Source organism: Pseudomonas sp. GW821-FHT03C07, from assembly GCF_059420925.1.
On sequence record NZ_JBWKUQ010000003.1, the window covers coordinates 145,455 to 161,598 of the forward strand.

Below are 16,144 nucleotides of genomic sequence, written 5' to 3' on the forward strand. Positions count from 1 at the left end.
CTCACAGGATGGTCAACTCGGGCACGGCGACGACGAAACGCCCGCCCCACTCACGCACGACGGCCTGCTGCTGACTCACTTCCTGCAACAGGTTCCACGGCAACACCAGTACATAATCCGGTTTCTCCGCTTCGATACGCTCAGGCGAAACCACCGGAATGCGACTGCCCGGCAGGAACTTGCCCTGCTTGTGCGGGTTGGCATCGGCCACCCAGGCCAGCAGGTCCGGGCGGACCCCGGCATAGTTGAGCAACGTGTTGCCCTTGGCCGCCGCGCCATAGCCCACCACGCGTTTGCCTTCGGCCTTGGCCTGCAACAGGAAGCGCAGCAGCTCGTGTTTGATCCGCTCGGCAGCCGGCGCCAGGGTCGCGTAGAACGCCAGGGTTTTCACCCCGGCGGCGAGCTCGGCTTCCAGCACCTGGCGGACCACCGCCTGCACCGCGCGAGGCGAACCGTCGGCGCGCTGCACGAAGACCCGCAATGAGCCGCCATGGGTCGGCAAGCCGCCGACGTCGAAGATTTCCAGGCCGTTGCGCACGCACAAGGCCTGCACCGCGGTCAGCGACAGATAGGAGTAGTGCTCGTGATACAAGGTATCGAACTGCTGCCCGGCAATCAGCGCAAGCAGGTGCGGGAATTCGAAGGTCGCCACCCCCGCTGGCTTGAGCAGCGTCGCGAAGCCCTGGAGAAAATCATTGATGTCCGGCACATGGGCCAGCACGTTGTTGGCCGCCATCAGGTCGGCTGCCCAACCCTCTTCGCGCAACTGCAACGCGGTGTTCCGACCGAAGAACAGCTCGCGGATCTCCAGGCCCTTGTCCCGTGCCGCCTGGGCGGTGCTGCGGGTCGGCTCGACGCCCAGGCAACGGATGCCGCGCCCGGCGACATATTGCAGCAGGTAGCCATCGTTGGCGGCCACCTCCACCACGCGGCTGTCCGCGCTCAGTTCGAAGCGCTCGACCATCTCGGTCACATAACGCTCGGCATGCTCCAGCCAGGTACTGGAAAACGAACTGAAGTAGGCGTAGTCAGCGTCGAACAGCGTATCGGCGCGAGTGTAGTCCTCGGTCTGCACCAGCCAGCAACTCTGGCACACCGCGACTTTCAACGGCAGCCACGGCTCCGCCTGCTCCAACTGGTCAGCCCGCAGATACGCATTGGACGGCGGCGAAGTTCCCAGATCGATCAACGGCAAAACCAACGGGGTGCCGCAACCTCGGCAGTTCATAAACGCACTCCAGGGAAAGACGTGTCGATCAGGGGGTGACTGCTGTCCCTGGCCGACAGATTTTTGACAGCCTCGGGCCAGGCGATTGCCAGGCGCGGGTCGAGCACCGACAGGCCGCCTTCAGCGTCCGGCGTGTAGTCGGCGCTGTGCAGATACAGCAGTTCGGCGTCGTCGCTCAGGGTTTGGAAGCCGTGGGCGAAGCCGGCGGGAATCAACAGGCTGCGACCGTCGCCGGCACGCAGGTGCTCGGCGTGCCAGTGCAGGAACGTCGGCGAATCCGCACGCAGGTCCAGCGCGACATCCCAGACCTCACCGCGCAGGCAGGTGATCAGCTTGGCTTCCGGGGCCTGCGCATTCTGATAATGCAAGCCACGCACACTGCCCCGCTCGCGGGTGCAGGAATGGTTGATCTGGCGGATATGAAACACCTCGCCGAAGGCGCTCAAGCTGCCTGCGCAGAACAGCCGGGAGAAATGCCCGCGCTGATCGGCGTGGCGCTTGTGCTGCACACTGAACAGCCCCTTGAGGGGCAAGTCACGGATCAGGAACTCACTCAAAGCCCACCCCGGTACCGATGCAATTGCGCCAGGGTCACGCTGCGCATGTCCTCGCCATTTTTCCAGGCCAGGTGCCAGTCGAGGGTCTGTTCCAGACATTGTTGCAATGACCAGCGTGGTTGCCAGCCGAGCAACTGTCGGGCGCGGCTACTGTCCAGGCGCAACAGGCCGGCCTCATGCAATTCGCTGGGCTCGACCCGCAGGCCCGGCGCCTGTGGCCAGCGCCCGGCGAGCCGAGCGACGACGTCGCCGACACTGCACATGTCGTCCTCGCCAGGCCCGAAGTTCCACGCCCCGGCCGCTTCCGGCCCACGCTCATAAAGCGCGGCGGCCAGTTGCAGGTAGCCGGCCAACGGCTCCAGCGCATGCTGCCAGGGCCGTACCGCCTGTGGATAACGCAGGGTCACCGGCTCCTCCGCCGACCAGGCCCGGAGCACATCGGGAATCAAGCGTTCCGCGGAGAAATCACCGCCGCCCAGGACATTCCCGGCCCGCGCGGTCGCGACCGCCAGGCCATGGGCCTCGTAGCGTTCAGCGGAGAAAAAGGAGGCCACGTAGGACTGCGCCAACAGTTCGCAACAGGCCTTGCTGCTGCTGTAGGGATCATGACCGCCGAGGGCCTCGTTCTCACGATAGGGCCAGGCCCATTCCTGGTTGGCGTAGACCTTGTCGGTGGTGACCAGCACACAGGCACGCACCCCACCGACCTGGCGAATCGCTTCCAGCAGATTGAGGGTGCCCATGACGTTGCTCGAATAGGTGCCAAGCGGATCTCGATAGGCCTCGCGCACCAGCGGCTGGGCCGCCAGGTGCAGGACGATTTCCGGCTCGGTTTCGGCGATCAGTTCAAGCAAGGCGCCAAGGTCGCGCAGGTCACCGCGCTGGTCGTTGAGGCCCTCGCCGACCCGGGCCAGTTCGAACAGACTGGGTTCGGTGCCGGGGTCGAGGGCGAAGCCACTGACCTGGGCGCCCAGGCTCTCGAGCCACAGCGCCAGCCAACTGCCCTTGAACCCGGTATGGCCGGTCAGCAGGACCCGCTTGCCGCTCCAGAAGGTCGGGCTCAGTCCCACTGCTTCCATGGGGCCTCCCCACTCTGCCACAGCTGTTCCAGGTGATTCTTGTCCCGCAGGGTGTCCATCGGATGCCAGAAGCCGTCATGCTGGAAGGCATTCAGCTGCCCCTGGGCCGCCAGTTCCGCCAAGGGTTCGGCTTCCCAGACGGAGCTATCGTCCTTGACCATCGACAGCACCTTGGGCGACAGGACAAAGAAACCGCCGTTGATCCAACCGCCATCGCCACGGGGCTTCTCGATAAAGCCACGGACCATGTCGCCGTCGCGCTCCAGCGCGCCGTAACGACCGGGCGGCTGCACGGCGGTGACCGTCGCCAACTTGCCACTGGAAAGGTGGAAATCCACCAACGCGCCGATATTCAGGTCCGAGACGCCGTCGCCGTAGGTGAAGCAGAAGGCTTCTTCGTTCTCCAGGTAACGCCCGGCACGGCGTAGACGGCCGCCGGTCATGGTTTCTTCGCCGGTGTCGATCAGGGTCACGCGCCATGGCTCGCTGTAGTTCTGGTGAACGTCCATGCGATTGTTGCTCATGTCGAAGGTGACGTCGGAGGTGTGCAGGAAGTAGTTGGCGAAGAAGTCCTTGATGGCGTAGCCCTTGTACCCCAGGCAGATCACGAAGTCGTGGATGCCGTGGGCCGAGTACTGCTTCATGATGTGCCAGAGAATTGGCTTGCCGCCGATCTCGATCATCGGCTTGGGCTTGAGGTGCGACTCCTCGCTGATCCGCGTGCCCAGGCCACCCGCCAGAATAACTGCCTTCATCAACGTCCCCTCTTGTTCGACACAGCGCCTGCTGAGGCGCCGTGGGAATTCCCAGACTGCCGGGTCAAATCGCGCCAACGGCTCGCGACCCGTGGGCCGCGCCGCCAAATGCACGATTTATGGCGATATTCAGGGGACTTGCAGGAAACGCGCCAGCTCCACAGGCCGGGCCTGTTGAGCGCCACAGCGCGAAACCTGTAGGAGCCAGCTTGCTGGCGATAGCTGCGGTAAGCTCACCATCGCTATCGCCGGCAAGCCAGCGCCTACAGGTTCGCGTGAAACCGAATCAATCGGCCAGCCAACCGTTCTCCCAGTAACGCAGGTTGTCGCCGCGCAGCATGTAGTCGCGCAGGACAATCTCCCGCAGTTCATCGCCCATGCGGTAGCTGGCATCGGGATCGGACAGGTGCATGCGAATCGCCTGTAGCCACTCATCGGTGGAGTTGGTCTTGACCTTCGTACACGGCAGGTAGCCGGTATAGGCCTTGGTATCGGTGCAGATCACCGGATAGCCACAGGCGCCGTACTCCAGCAGCCGCAGGTTGCTCTTGCAGTCGTTGAAGATATGAAACTCCAGCGGCGCCAGAGCCAGGTCCAGATTCAGGCTCGCCAGTTTCGCCGGGTAGACATCCAGTCCGATGACCCCATGGAACTCATGCATGTAAGGGCGCAGGTCGTCCGGGCACATGCCGAAAAAGACCCAATCGACCTCCGTCGCCAACTCGCGCACAACCTCGGCAATTACCGCCAGGTCACCGGAGTGACTGGTCCCGCCGCCCCAGCCGACACGGGGCTTTTTCGAGGTGCGGCGCTGTCCTTTCAAACCCGTCCAGAGGTTGGTTGCGAGCATATTGGGAACGACACGAATATCGCTGTGCATGGATGACAGGGCATCGGCCAATGGCGCCGTGGACACCACGACCCGATCGCACAAGCCTATGCCACGGCGAACCAGCGCCTCCATCTCGTCACGGGTCGGCATATTGCGAACATGGGCGTTTTTCTTGGTCGGCTGGATCACATAGTCATCCAGCTCATAGACGCGCCGGGCATTGGAATAGGTCTTCAGCGGCACGCATTCATTGATCGGCCCTTCGGTATAACGCCCCTGCAACACGATAACGTCAGGAGACTGACGCTCCACCTCGATAATCGACGGCATTTCATACATGACCCGCCCGACTGCGCGCCCCGCGGCCTGCAGTTCGATCAGCGGCTGCGTCACCCGGTAATGGCCGATGGCCGAGGCATTCACAGGAATCGCCAGGACATTCGGCAGACTACGGACCGAAAACGGACTCCAGCCGGACAGAAGACCCGGCTCGAGACCGAAACTACCGTTGCCCATGGTGCGCAGGCCCAGGTTGGGGTTGTAGGCAGGATCGCGGGCGATGACAAGCAGCCAGTGCCGGTAGAACGCCTCCTGTTCACGCTCGCGCGAGGCTTGCTGATCCGCCTCGAGCACCACGGTTGGCCGAGCCCCCAAGGCCAGTTGCGCATGCGGGGTCCAGACCACCAGGTGACCACTGCGCCCGACCTTCAGGCACAAGTCGACCTCGCTGAGGGTCTGGGCCCACTGCGTCTCATCCAGCCCTCCCACGCTGTCGAACACCTCTTTACGCACCATCAGACAATCGGCGCCGACCGCACTCAGGTCATGGGCCACCTGTAAACGATGCATATAACCCGCGGACTGCAGGGACTCGCCGTAGAAAGGCACACCTGCCGGCCCGTGCAATCCAAGCACCAGGCCGGCGTGCACCACTCGCCCGTCGGCGTTGAACAGCTTGGCACCCACCACGCCGACTTCCGGGCGCTGCGCATGGTTCAGCATCTCGTCGAGCCAGAGGCCGTCAGTCACCACCAGGTAGGGGTTGAACATCAACAAATAGTCGCCCCGGGCTTGCCCCGCAGCGGCGTTGATAACCGCAGCCTGGTCCTGTTGCGCAAAGGTCAATACACGCAAACGAGCGCTGCCCATGCTCGCCATGGCGCTCAGCCAGGCGAGCATCTCGGGACTTTCACTGCCGTTGTCCACCAGCAGCAACTCGTATTCGCTGTAAAGGGTTTTTTCCAACACGGCTTCAACACAACGCTGCACGGCCGCCAACTGATCCTTGCAGACGATGACAATCGAAACCAGCGGACGATCCGCGTGCAGATAATCCACCCGACTGAACAGCGACTGCCCCCGGTCACGCAACTCATGGGCCACGCCGAGACGTCCCAGATGCGCCTCGAGCACCTGGGCGTTCAGTTCGAGCAATGCGGGCAGCGACATCCATTGCGAAAGCGACAGCGCAGACTCCACCAACACTTCGGTGATATGCCCGATGGCCTGGGTACCGCCCTGCTCGACCATTCGCCAGAGCAAGTCGTGAGGCGCCAGCTCGCCATGCCGCGATTCGAAACCGCCGAGCGCCAGGAAAACCTCGCGATTGAAGGCCAGCACACGCCCGACATAGGGATAGCTGCGCATCAGGTCGAGGTTGAAGTCAGGCTTGAAAACCGGCTCCGCCGGCTCGCCGTTGTGCATCCCCCCTTCGTCACTGTAGAAGCAGCAGGCCTCGCCCGCGTGGACGATGCGGTCAGCCAGCACCAGCAGTGCCGGCTCCACCAGACGATCGCCGGCACGCAGCAGATAAAACCAGTCAGCCCCGTCGACCTGAGCCAGCAGTTCATTGAGCTGCTGCTGCCAGTCCTCTTGTAACGGCAGGGTAAACACCTCGTCCAGCACGACCGCTTCATTGCAGGCGGCGGACAGGACCAGCGTCAATTGCGCCGGATAGAGCTGCCCGGCCAGACTCTGCCGCGTACTCTCCAGACCGGCGGCACTGCCCTCCGGATCGATCACCACCGCGACGATCTTTGGCTGCCACGACCACTCCTGCAGGGCATCGGGCAGCAGTTTGCGCTCAGGCTCCGTCAGGGTCCGACAGGCCAGCCACTGGGCATACATTTCGGAAAAACTATCGCAGCTAACACCGACGCGCCAGACTTCGGTGCTTTGCTTGGTACCCAGGGTCCGCAGCAATGCCAGCTCCCCCCAGACACGGGGTGACTCGTGGGCCCGGGTCAGCGGCAACAAACGCACCCAGCCATGGGCCGGGGCCGATTCACCGCTGCGCGCCTTGAGCATCTGCACCAGCCATTCGCGTTCCGAGAGCACCGCGTCACGCATCGCCTGCTGGCGGCTGGGGCGTTCCGGATAACGACGTTCAACACTGAGGATATGGTTGAGCATGACCATATTGCCTCGCCGCAACAGGCAGATATAAAGCGCCAGCTCCAGCGAAGCGACGAAGCAATGCCCCGGCTGGGTCAAGGCAGGCAACCATTCCAGCGCATCCGCGCGACGCAACAGCGCATTGCTGAAACCGCCGAGGATATTGACCGGAAAGGTCTCGAAAATGGCCAGCAGGTCCTCGCCCTTGAAGACCGAGCAAACGGGCGCCAGCGTCGCGTTCTCCAGGCGAACCGGAAGCTGCATATCGTCGGCGTCCCAGAACAGCCGTTGGGCCAGCACCAGATTGACGTCGACCTGCTCGACCAGGACCTGCGCCTGACGTTCGATACAGGCGCCAAACAGCTGGTCGTCATCATAGAGAAACTTGATGAACTCGCCCTCGGCCAGCTCAAGACCCGCAAGCACGTTGGCCACATGACCGAGCTTGTGCGAGTGACGCACATAGCGCACCGTCGGGCCGCCCTCTTCGCTTGCGGCCTCGACCAGACGGACGATCTCGTCACCCTGACTGTCATCGCACACGATGATCTCGAGATTACCGTAGCTCTGGTGCAACGCGCTGTGCAGGGCCTTGCCAAAAAAACGTGGATTGACAGCGGGAATGACGAGGCTGACGAGTGGGACTGGATTCACGACGGGGCTCGCAAGCGGCGCGACTCTCCCGATTGGACGAGCCACTGGAACCGCTGAAAAAGGCGGTTGATGAAGGCGCGAGAGCCACGATGGCTCCCACGCCCAGGTCGAATCAGATCTTGTTGAACAGGCCCAATTGACTGATTTTGCTGAATGCCAACTGCGCCGCCTGCAACATGGTCTGTTGCAGGGTCAGGCGCGTCATGACCTCCGCCGGATCGGAGTCGCGAATCGCCCCTTGGCTGGTGGTGTTGGCCAGGACCAGGCTCTGGTTGGTGGAGTCCTGGGCATCCAGGGTCTGGCCGCGGGTACCGATGGCGGTGACCGCACTGCCCGCCTGGTCCATGGCGCTGGTGACGTTGCTGACCCCGGCGTTCATGTTTGCCAGCAGCTGCTGCTGGGCAACCGGATTGCCATCGGCCGGTGTGTTCAACGCACCAACCATCTGGCTCAAGGTGTCGAGGATGTTCTGCGTCTGGTGATTGTTCGGTTGAACCACAAACTGATCACCGGCCGCCGGCGCACCGCCAAAGGTCAGGCTGACCCCCGCCGCCGTGGCCGTCGATCCGGCCATGGTACCCGAGGACACCGGCCGGCTGCTGGCCGTGACCGGTGCCGCGTAGAGGTCGTAGGCCGTGGCACTGGTGAACTTGAGGATCGCCCCACCGGTGGGGAAGGTGCTGTCGTAGGCCGCCTGGTTGGTGGTCGTCGCCCCGGTCACCACCGCGGTCGACGGGTTGCCGGCGCTGCGCGAGGCATTGAAGGTATCCGGCTGCGCCGCCAGGGTGAAGCTATGCCCGGCAATCACGGTATCCGGCACATCGCCAGTCTTGAGGTTGAGGTTCAGCCCCAGGTCCACGCCACGGAAGGTGACCGTCTGGTTCGCCCCATTGCTGTTGCTGATCACGCCATTCTGGCTGGCTTCGGAAGTGACGTCAGTGCCGCCAGCATCGGTGATCTTGATCTGGGTACTGCTGAGGAAGCTGACGGTATACGGCTGCCCGCCAGCGAACTTGGCGTCGTAGGTCGCGCTATTGCTGATCTGGCCGTTGGACAGGGTCACGCGCCCGTCGTCCACCGCCGGCGCGGTCATGGTGACCTGGGTCCGGGCAGTGTTGATGGACTGCTGGAACGCGTCCCAACCGGTCACATTGCTGGCCACCGAACTGTTGTCGCCAACGGCCAGGTTCAACTGCGACTGATCACCGTTGTAACTGTAGGTGCCGTCGGAGTTGGCGGTATAGGGCGGGGTACTGGTCTTCGAACCGGCGAACAGGTAGTTGCCGTTGGCATCCTGGCTGTTCATCAGCCCGAGGACCGTTTGCTGGATCTGTCCCAACTGCTGGGCATAGGCCTTGCGATCGGCATCGGTGTTAGTACCGCTGATGGCCGACAGGCCGATTTCGCGGGCCGATTGCATAGCGTTCTGAATCGCGGTCAAGGCCGTTTCCGACTGGCTGTACGAGCCTTTGAGCGAGCTGATATTGCTGGCGTACTGGGTCAGCGAAGCACTTTGCTGGCCCAGTTGCAACAGCCGCGCAGCCCCTACCGGGTCATCCGCCGCGGTATTGACCTTGACCAGGCTGCTGGCCTCGGCACTGGTCTTGAGCGTGTCGTTGTAGCCGCGCTGATAGTTGGCGGCCGTGGTTTCGTAATACTGGGCGGTGGAAATGCGCATGAATCACGACTCCTTAAAGGCTGCTGATCAGCGTGCTGAAGATGGTTTGGGCGGCCTTGATGATCTGCGACGCCGCCGTGTAGTACTGCTGGTACTTGACCAGGTTGGCGGACTCTTCATCCAGGTTGACGCCGGACAGCGAGTCGCGGGCGCCCTTGGCGGTGGTCAGGATCGTCGTCGTGGCCGTATTGTCCGAGGTCGCCGTGGCCGCCTTGGTACCGACGGTGGAGACCAGCGTGCCATAGGCATCGGAGATACTGCTGCCCTTGCTCGCGGTATTGGTGCCCACCGTCTGCTTGGTCTGCAGGGCGATCATGGCAACGCTGTTGCGGTTGTCCGAAGAACCGGCGCCGGTCATCGACATGGTGAAGCTTTCACCGGTTTTCGGGTTACCACTGACCGTGGTCTGAACGGTGAAGGTCTTCTGCACACCCAAGGCATCCAGCACTGGATTGCCGCTGGAGTCGACCATGTTCACTTTCAGGTTCAGGGTGTTGGCCTGGCCTGGCACGATGGTACCGGCGCCCATCACGTTGCCCTGGGCATCGGTCAGGGTGTAGCCCTGGGTACCCGCTGCCGCGCCGGTGCCAGCCGCGGCGAAGACGATCTTGACCGGCGTGCCGTACTTGATGGCGTCCTGCAGTTGCGCGTTGTTCGTCGCGTTGGTCGTGCCCAACTGATCGACCAGGGTCGGCTGGGTGTAGGTGCCGCCGTTGTTGGCACTGGTGACACCCGCCAGCGGTGCCGCCGCGGCGATGTTCTGCGCGTTGGTCATCACGGTCTGGATGTCGCTGGCGCCGCTACGGGTCGGGGTCACCTTGAAGGTGTCGCCGGCACTCATCGCACCGCCGCCATTGAGACTCAGGGTGATCCCGTCGATCACCGGTGGCGGCGTGGTGGTGGTGCTGAAGGCGCCCATGGCGGTGCCATCCGAGCGCGTGACGCTGTAGTTGGTCGCGCTACTGAAGGTCACCTGGTAGTCGTTGGTGGTCAGCGCGCCGGTATCGGCGATGTTCACGTTCAGATTGCCGGAACCGGCGCTGTTGTTCGCGCTGGCGATACTGCGCTGGCTGACCAGGGTCGCACTGTTGATATCGTTGAAGATCGCCGAACCGAAGTTGCCGTTCTTGTCGATGCCCTGGGCCTGCTGCTTGTTCATCTGGTCGGACGTGACCATGGCAATGCGCCCCAACTCGTTCATCGACGGGTCGAGCACATCGCTGCGGTAGCGCAGCAGGCCACCGATCTCGCCGCCGGTCACGGTGGAGGTGATATCGACGGTACTGGTGCCACGATCCAGCTGCAACGCCGACTGGCTCGGGTCGTTCTTGCTCGGCACGGCGGACAGGGTGTTGGTGCTGTTGCCCATCACCAGCGGCTGGCCGCTGCCGATGTAGACGTCATAACTCGAACCGCGCTCGACCACCTGGGTCCCGACCAGCTGGGACAACTGGCGAACCGCCTCGGTACGCTGGTCCAGCAGGTCGTTCGGGGCACCGGCGGCGGTGGTCACCTTGGAAATCTGGTCGTTGTACTGGGCGATGGTGGTCGCCAGCTTGTTCACCTGGCCCGCCATGTCCGACAGGTTGGTGTTGATCCCGGTGTTCTGGGCGCTCAACTGCTGGGACAGGGAGTTGAGTTTGTCGCTCAACGCCTGGGCGCTGGTCAGCGTGGTCTGGCGCGACGCATCGTCCGTCGGGGTGGTCGACACGCTTTGCATCGAACTGAAGAACTTCTGCAACGAAGCGGTCATGCCGGTGTTGGTATCCGACAGCATGGCGTCGGTCGGCGTGACCTGGGCCAGGTACGAGGACGAATCACTGTTGAGCGAGGTCGAAGTCTGCAACTGCGCATCCAGGTAGGCGCTGTAGACCCGGCGAACATCCGCCAGGGTCGTACCGGTACCGATGAACACGTTACCGTATTTCTGCGAGGCAGAGCTGGTCTGCACGGTCTGCTGACGTGAATAACCGGCTGTATCAACGTTGGAAATGTTGTTACCGGTGGTGTTCAAAGCCGTCGAGGCCGTGTTCAACCCCGTCATACCGATATTGAGCAAGCTCATGATTCAGACCTTATAAATTCGTGGAAGCGCCCGCCGCAGCGTAGTTCTGGTAGCTCTTCATCTGTTTTGCTATTTGCGAAATCTTGCTGGCGTAGTCCGGGTCGGTGGCATACCCGGCCTTTTGCAACTCGCGTACAAACTGTTCCGGTTTATCGGCCGACTTCAGCACATCTTGATAGCGATTATTGCTTTGCAGCATGGTCACCAGGTCGTGGAAGCTGTCCTGGTAGGAGGCATAGGAACGGAAGTCCGCCGTCTCCTTGACCATCTGGCCATTTTTGAATTCGCTGGTGATGGCGCGGGCCTGCGGCCCCTGCCAACTGCTGCCGGCCTTGATGCCGAACAGGTTGTGACTGCTGCTGCCGTCCTGCTGGCGCATGACCGATTTACCCCAACCAGTTTCCAGGGCCGCCTGGGCCACCAGGTAACGCGGGTCGACACCGATACGCTTGGCCGCCTGCTCTGCCATCGGCAGCATGGTGGCGACGAACTCGTCGGGCGAGTTGAAGGCGTGCTTGGCCGGCGCCAACGGCGGCTGGGCCACGGCGCGACCGTAGATCTGCAGGTTCGCGGCCGGCACGTTGCTCAAGCGGCGGGTGGCCTGCCCCTGGAGCACGGAATCGCTGGCGGCGCTGTTGCGCGCCGGCAAGGCCTGGGTGTTGAGCGTCGCCAGGCTGCCGTCGGCCGACGGCACCAGCCCGGCGACCAGGCGATCGGTCAGTTTGCTCGGCAAGGACAGGCGGCGCTGATTGATCTTGGCCATATCGTTGCGCAGGCTGCCGTCGCTGTTGTGGATCGGACTGGCGACCCGCGAAGCCCACAACGGCCGCTGACCATTGGAACGCACGAACGGCGAAGCCGAGGTCGCCGTCGTGCTGGTGCCGGCACCGACCGGGGTCTCCACCGGGGTTTCGGTCGCCAGCGTACCGGCCGGCGGCCCGACCTTGAGCCCGCTCTCGGAAGGCCGCGACGGCTTGTTCTTGGACATCTGGCGCACCAGCACATCGGCCAGACCGATACCACCACCCTGGCGCGACATGGTCACGGCCAACTGATGGTCGTACATTTCCTGGTACTGCTTGGTCGCCGGGGTATTGAGCGGGTTGTCCTTGGCCAATACATCACTGGCCGAGCGCGCGGACTTGAGCATTTCACCGATGAACAGCGACTCGAACTCCTGCGCCACCTTGCGGATGTTGGCGTCGCTGTCACGCTTGCCGACCTTCAGGCTGTTCAGTCGGTTCAGGTCGCTGTAGGCACCGGAGTCGCTGGTACTTGCCAGCCCGCTCTTGCGCATGTCCACCATATCGACGACCTCAAATCACGATCAGGTCGGCTTGCAAGGCGCCGGCCTGTTTCAAGGCTTCGAGAATCGCCATCAAGTCGCCTGGCGCCGCCCCCACCTGGTTCACCGCACGGACGATCTCGTCCAGGGTGGTCCCCGGGCCAAACTTGAACATCGGCTTGGCTTCCTGCTGGGCATTGACCCGCGAACGCGGTACGACCGCCGTGGTACCGTTGGACAGCGGCCCCGGCTGGCTGACGATCGGGTCTTCGGTAATGGTCACGGTCAGGCTGCCGTGGGTCACCGCGGCCGGCGACACCTTGACGTTCTGGCCGATCACGATGGTGCCGGTGCGCGAGTTGATGATGACCTTCGCCACCGCTTGGCCCGGATCAACCTCAAGGTTTTCCAGCATCGACAGGTAGTCGACCCGCTGGCTCGGGTCCAGCGGCGCGGTGACGCGGATCGAGCCGCCGTCGATGGCCTGGGCCACGCCCGGGCCGAGCAGGTCGTTGACCTTGTCGACCACCCGCTTGGCGGTGGTGAAGTCGGAACGGTTGAGGTTCAGGGTCAGGCTGTTGCCCTGGTTGAAACCACTCGGCACCGCGCGCTCCACGGAGGCCCCGCCAGGAATGCGACCGGCCGACGGAACGTTGACGGTGATCTTCGAACCGTCCGCGCCCGAGGCATCAAAGCCGCCTACCACCAGGTTGCCCTGGGCAATGGCGTAGACATTACCGTCGATACCCTTGAGCGGTGTCATCAACAGGGTGCCGCCGCGCAGGCTCTTGGCGTTACCGATCGACGAGACAGTGATATCCACCACCTGCCCCGGCTTGGCGAACGCCGGCAGATCGGCGCTGATCGATACCGCCGCGACGTTCTTCAGCTGCACGGTACCGGCATTGCTCGGCACCTTGATGCCAAACTGCGAGAGCATGTTGTTGAAGGTCTGCAAGGTAAACGGTGTCTGGGTGGTCTGGTCACCCGAGCCATTGAGACCGACCACCAGGCCATAACCAATAAGCTGGTTGGAGCGCACGCCGGAAATACTGGCGATGTCCTTCAACCGCTCGGCCTGGGCACCGAAAGCGCTAGACATCAGCAACACAGCCACCATCAGATGCTTGAGATTGAACATGGTCATAGCACCTAGAAAGGCCAGAGCGGGCTGAGGAAGAAGCGGTCGAGCCAACCCGGTTGGCTCGTATCGGCAAAGGCTCCGGTACCCGAGTAGGTGATGCGAGCATCGGCCACGCGCGTGGACGGAACGGTATTGTCGGTGGCGATATCATCCGCCCGGACCAGTCCGGCGATGCGCACCAGCTCATTGCCGGTGTTGAGGGTCAACCACTTCTCGCCACGTACGGCGATGATACCGTTGGGCAGCACGTCGGCCACGGTCACGGTGATAGAGCCGGTCAGGCTGTTGCTCTGCGCGGCCTTGGACGAACCGTCAGTGGTCTTGGTACCGCCATAGCCGACACTCAGGTTCGCGTTGCCGCTGGTCACCGCCGAGCCGAAGAGCGTGGTCAGGCCAAAGTTGTTGGCATCTTTCTTCGACAGGTCGGAGTTGGCGTTCTTGCTCGCCTGAGTGGCTTCATTAAGGGTAATGGTGACAATGTCACCGACCCGGAAAGCCTTACGGTCGCCATACAAGTTCTGCTCGAAACCGGCCTGATAGATCGAACCGTTGTTCGCCGCCGCGGGCAATGGGGTGCGCGGCATCACCGGGGCGTAATACGGGTCATTGGGCTTGGGCGGCGGGCTCATACAGCCTGCCAACAGCGCCATCGCGCTCAACGCGAGCATGGAAAACAACCGATTCATGACCCTATTACCTCACGGTGTTGCAGGCGCCCTTCAGGCCGCCTCATAGACTTGATTACAGGTTCTGTGCGACGTACTGGAGCATCTGGTCAGCGGTGGAAATCACCTTGGAGTTCATTTCGTAGGCACGCTGGGTGGTGATCATGTTGACCATTTCTTCCACGGTGCTGACGTTGGACGTTTCCAGGGTGCTCTGCTCGGTGGTGCCGAAACCGTTGAGGCCCGGGGTGCCGACTTGCGGCGCGCCGCTGGCGGCAGTTTCCAGGAACAGGTTGCCGCCCTTGGACTGCAGGCCGGCCGGGTTGATGAAGTCGGCGGTCTGGATATTGCCGATCACTTGCGAAGTCGGGCTGCCGGCGACGGTGATCGAGACCGTGCCGTCCTGGCCGACGGTGAAGGTCTGGGCGTTGTTCGGGATGATGATCGCCGGCTGCAGGGTGAAACCGCTGGCGGTGACGATCTGCCCGGTGTTGCTCAGGTGGAAGGTACCGTCACGGGTGTAGGCCGTGGTGCCGTCCGGCTGCAGGATCTGGAAGAAACCGCGGCCGTTGACGGCCATGTCCAAAGGCTGGTCGGTGGTTTGCAGGCTACCGGCAGCGAAGTTCTTCTGGGTGCCGACGATCCGCACACCTGTACCCAGTTGCAGACCCGACGGCAGTTCGCTGTCCTGGGTCGACTCGGCACCCGGCTGACGCTTGATCTGATAGAGCAGGTCCTGGAACTCGGCGCGATCACGTTTGAAACCGGTGGTCGAGACGTTGGCCAGGTTGTTGGAAATAGTCGTCAGGTTGGTGTCTTGTGCCGCCAAACCTGTTTTTGCAACCCATAGAGCCGGAAGCATTCTGTTCTCCTTCGCGCGCCTGTTTTACGGCGCTACGTTCTGGTGATTAGCTGTTCTGCAAGACCCGAGCCATAGCCGTGTCATCTTCTTTGGCGGTGTTCATCATCTTGATGTGCAATTCGAACTGTTTGGACAGGGCCAGCACCGAGGTCATTTCCTCGACGGCATTGACGTTGCTGCCGACCAGGAAGCCCGAGACCACCTTGACGTTGGCATCGACCGGCGCAGTCGTGCCGTCTTTGGTATGAATCACGGCATCCGGCCCCTTGACCATGTTCTTGAGATCCGGATTGACCAGCTTGATGCGATCGACCTCCGCCACCACCCGCGGCCCCTCGCCCATGGCACGGATGCTGATGGTGCCGTCCTCGCCCACTTCGATCTTCGACTCGGGCGGCACGGCAATCGGCCCGCCGTTGCCCATGACCGGCATGCCGTTGCCGGCACGCAGCACCCCGAGGGCGTCAATATTCATGCTCGCGGTGCGCACGTAACCTTCGCCGCCATCAGGTGTCTGCACGGCCACCCAGCCGTCACCGGCCACTGCCACGTCGAGATCGCGACCGGTCTCGACCATCGGACCCGACGCGAAATCCGTGCCCGGGCGCTCGGACATGGCATAGGCACGCGACGGAAAGCTGTCACCGAACACCGGCATCGAACGGGCCTGTTCCAGGTCACGCTGAAAACCGTTGGTCGAGAGGTTCGCCAGATTGTTGGCATGGGCCTTTTGCGCCAGGGCATTCTGCGCCGCACCGGTCATTGCCACGTAAAGGTACTTGTCCACAGTCTTTCCTCTTCCTGACGGACGTTTGCCGCCACCGCTGTACGGCGAGAGGCGCAAGCAATTTCCGAACCAACTTGTTTTTTGACGCCGGACAAGCCGCCAGGGCGGGAGTTTGAGTACCTTTCGCAGGTTTTCAAGGTCTTGAGGGCAGACGAAAAA

At 62.7% G+C, this 16,144-nt stretch carries 12 protein-coding genes; all 12 read right to left on the reverse strand.

Translation table 11 applies throughout. From position 1 onward, the window contains the following. Window position 1 precedes the first annotated feature (1 nt). The 12 genes from AC07VG_RS06845 to AC07VG_RS06900 all read right to left on the reverse strand — a co-directional run bounded on the left by AC07VG_RS06845 (window position 2) and on the right by AC07VG_RS06900 (window position 15,985). On the reverse strand, window positions 2-1,228 hold the full coding sequence (locus AC07VG_RS06845) for a methyltransferase domain-containing protein (RefSeq protein WP_495020719.1): 1,227 nt from the start codon (window positions 1,226-1,228) through the stop codon (window positions 2-4). Next, a complete protein-coding gene (locus AC07VG_RS06850) occupies window positions 1,225-1,785 on the reverse strand; it encodes a dTDP-4-dehydrorhamnose 3,5-epimerase family protein (RefSeq protein WP_495020720.1) in 561 nt (186 codons plus the stop codon). The genes AC07VG_RS06845 and AC07VG_RS06850 overlap by 4 nt, the downstream gene beginning before the upstream one ends. Then, on the reverse strand, window positions 1,782-2,864 hold the full coding sequence (rfbG, locus tag AC07VG_RS06855; protein ID WP_495020721.1) for a CDP-glucose 4,6-dehydratase: 1,083 nt from the start codon (window positions 2,862-2,864) through the stop codon (window positions 1,782-1,784). The genes AC07VG_RS06850 and rfbG overlap by 4 nt, the downstream gene beginning before the upstream one ends. After that, complete coding sequence (gene rfbF, locus AC07VG_RS06860; RefSeq protein ID WP_495020722.1) at window positions 2,846-3,619, reverse strand: glucose-1-phosphate cytidylyltransferase; 774 nt, start codon at window positions 3,617-3,619, stop codon at window positions 2,846-2,848. Before rfbF ends, rfbG begins: the two co-directional genes overlap by 19 nt. Window positions 3,620-3,905: 286 nt before the next feature. Then, complete coding sequence (locus tag AC07VG_RS06865; protein WP_495020723.1) at window positions 3,906-7,499, reverse strand: glycosyltransferase; 3,594 nt, start codon at window positions 7,497-7,499, stop codon at window positions 3,906-3,908. A 112-nt stretch (window positions 7,500-7,611) separates the two neighbouring features. Continuing rightward, window positions 7,612-9,177, reverse strand: a complete 1,566-nt coding sequence (locus AC07VG_RS06870) for a flagellar hook-associated protein 3 (RefSeq protein WP_495020724.1) — start codon at window positions 9,175-9,177, stop codon at window positions 7,612-7,614. 13 nt (window positions 9,178-9,190) lie between these two features. Beyond that, window positions 9,191-11,242, reverse strand: coding sequence for a flagellar hook-associated protein FlgK (gene flgK, locus AC07VG_RS06875; RefSeq protein WP_495020725.1), 2,052 nt, complete (start codon window positions 11,240-11,242; stop codon window positions 9,191-9,193). A 10-nt stretch (window positions 11,243-11,252) separates the two neighbouring features. Then, window positions 11,253-12,548, reverse strand: coding sequence for a flagellar assembly peptidoglycan hydrolase FlgJ (flgJ, locus tag AC07VG_RS06880; protein ID WP_495020726.1), 1,296 nt, complete (start codon window positions 12,546-12,548; stop codon window positions 11,253-11,255). A gap of 10 nt (window positions 12,549-12,558) precedes the next feature. Beyond that, window positions 12,559-13,668 (reverse strand): flagellar basal body P-ring protein FlgI, encoded by a 1,110-nt coding sequence (locus AC07VG_RS06885; RefSeq protein ID WP_494999758.1) that lies wholly within the window; start codon window positions 13,666-13,668, stop codon window positions 12,559-12,561. 11 nt (window positions 13,669-13,679) lie between these two features. Further along, a complete protein-coding gene (gene flgH / locus AC07VG_RS06890) occupies window positions 13,680-14,357 on the reverse strand; it encodes a flagellar basal body L-ring protein FlgH (RefSeq protein ID WP_494999757.1) in 678 nt (225 codons plus the stop codon). Between the two features lie 55 nt (window positions 14,358-14,412). Next, complete coding sequence (flgG, locus tag AC07VG_RS06895) at window positions 14,413-15,198, reverse strand: flagellar basal-body rod protein FlgG (protein ID WP_494999756.1); 786 nt, start codon at window positions 15,196-15,198, stop codon at window positions 14,413-14,415. Between the two features lie 46 nt (window positions 15,199-15,244). Next, window positions 15,245-15,985 carry a flagellar basal body rod protein FlgF gene (locus tag AC07VG_RS06900; protein WP_494999755.1) on the reverse strand — a complete coding sequence of 247 codons (741 nt, stop codon included), beginning with the start codon at window positions 15,983-15,985 and terminating at the stop codon, window positions 15,245-15,247. Window positions 15,986-16,144: the final 159 nt, after the last annotated feature.

Excerpts from the sequence above, each read along its gene's own strand:
- AC07VG_RS06845 (WP_495020719.1), bottom strand. The coding sequence starts at position 1,228 with ATGAACTGCCGAGGTTGCGGCACCCCGTTGGTTTTGCCGTTGATCGAT.
- rfbG (WP_495020721.1), bottom strand. The coding sequence starts at position 2,864 with ATGGAAGCAGTGGGACTGAGCCCGACCTTCTGGAGCGGCAAGCGGGTC.
- rfbF (WP_495020722.1), bottom strand. The coding sequence starts at position 3,619 with ATGAAGGCAGTTATTCTGGCGGGTGGCCTGGGCACGCGGATCAGCGAG.
- AC07VG_RS06870 (WP_495020724.1), bottom strand. The coding sequence starts at position 9,177 with ATGCGCATTTCCACCGCCCAGTATTACGAAACCACGGCCGCCAACTAT.
- flgK (WP_495020725.1), bottom strand. The coding sequence starts at position 11,242 with ATGAGCTTGCTCAATATCGGTATGACGGGGTTGAACACGGCCTCGACG.
- flgJ (WP_495020726.1), bottom strand. The coding sequence starts at position 12,548 with ATGGTGGACATGCGCAAGAGCGGGCTGGCAAGTACCAGCGACTCCGGT.
- AC07VG_RS06885 (WP_494999758.1), bottom strand. The coding sequence starts at position 13,668 with ATGTTCAATCTCAAGCATCTGATGGTGGCTGTGTTGCTGATGTCTAGC.
- flgH (WP_494999757.1), bottom strand. The coding sequence starts at position 14,357 with ATGAATCGGTTGTTTTCCATGCTCGCGTTGAGCGCGATGGCGCTGTTG.
- flgG (WP_494999756.1), bottom strand. The coding sequence starts at position 15,198 with ATGCTTCCGGCTCTATGGGTTGCAAAAACAGGTTTGGCGGCACAAGAC.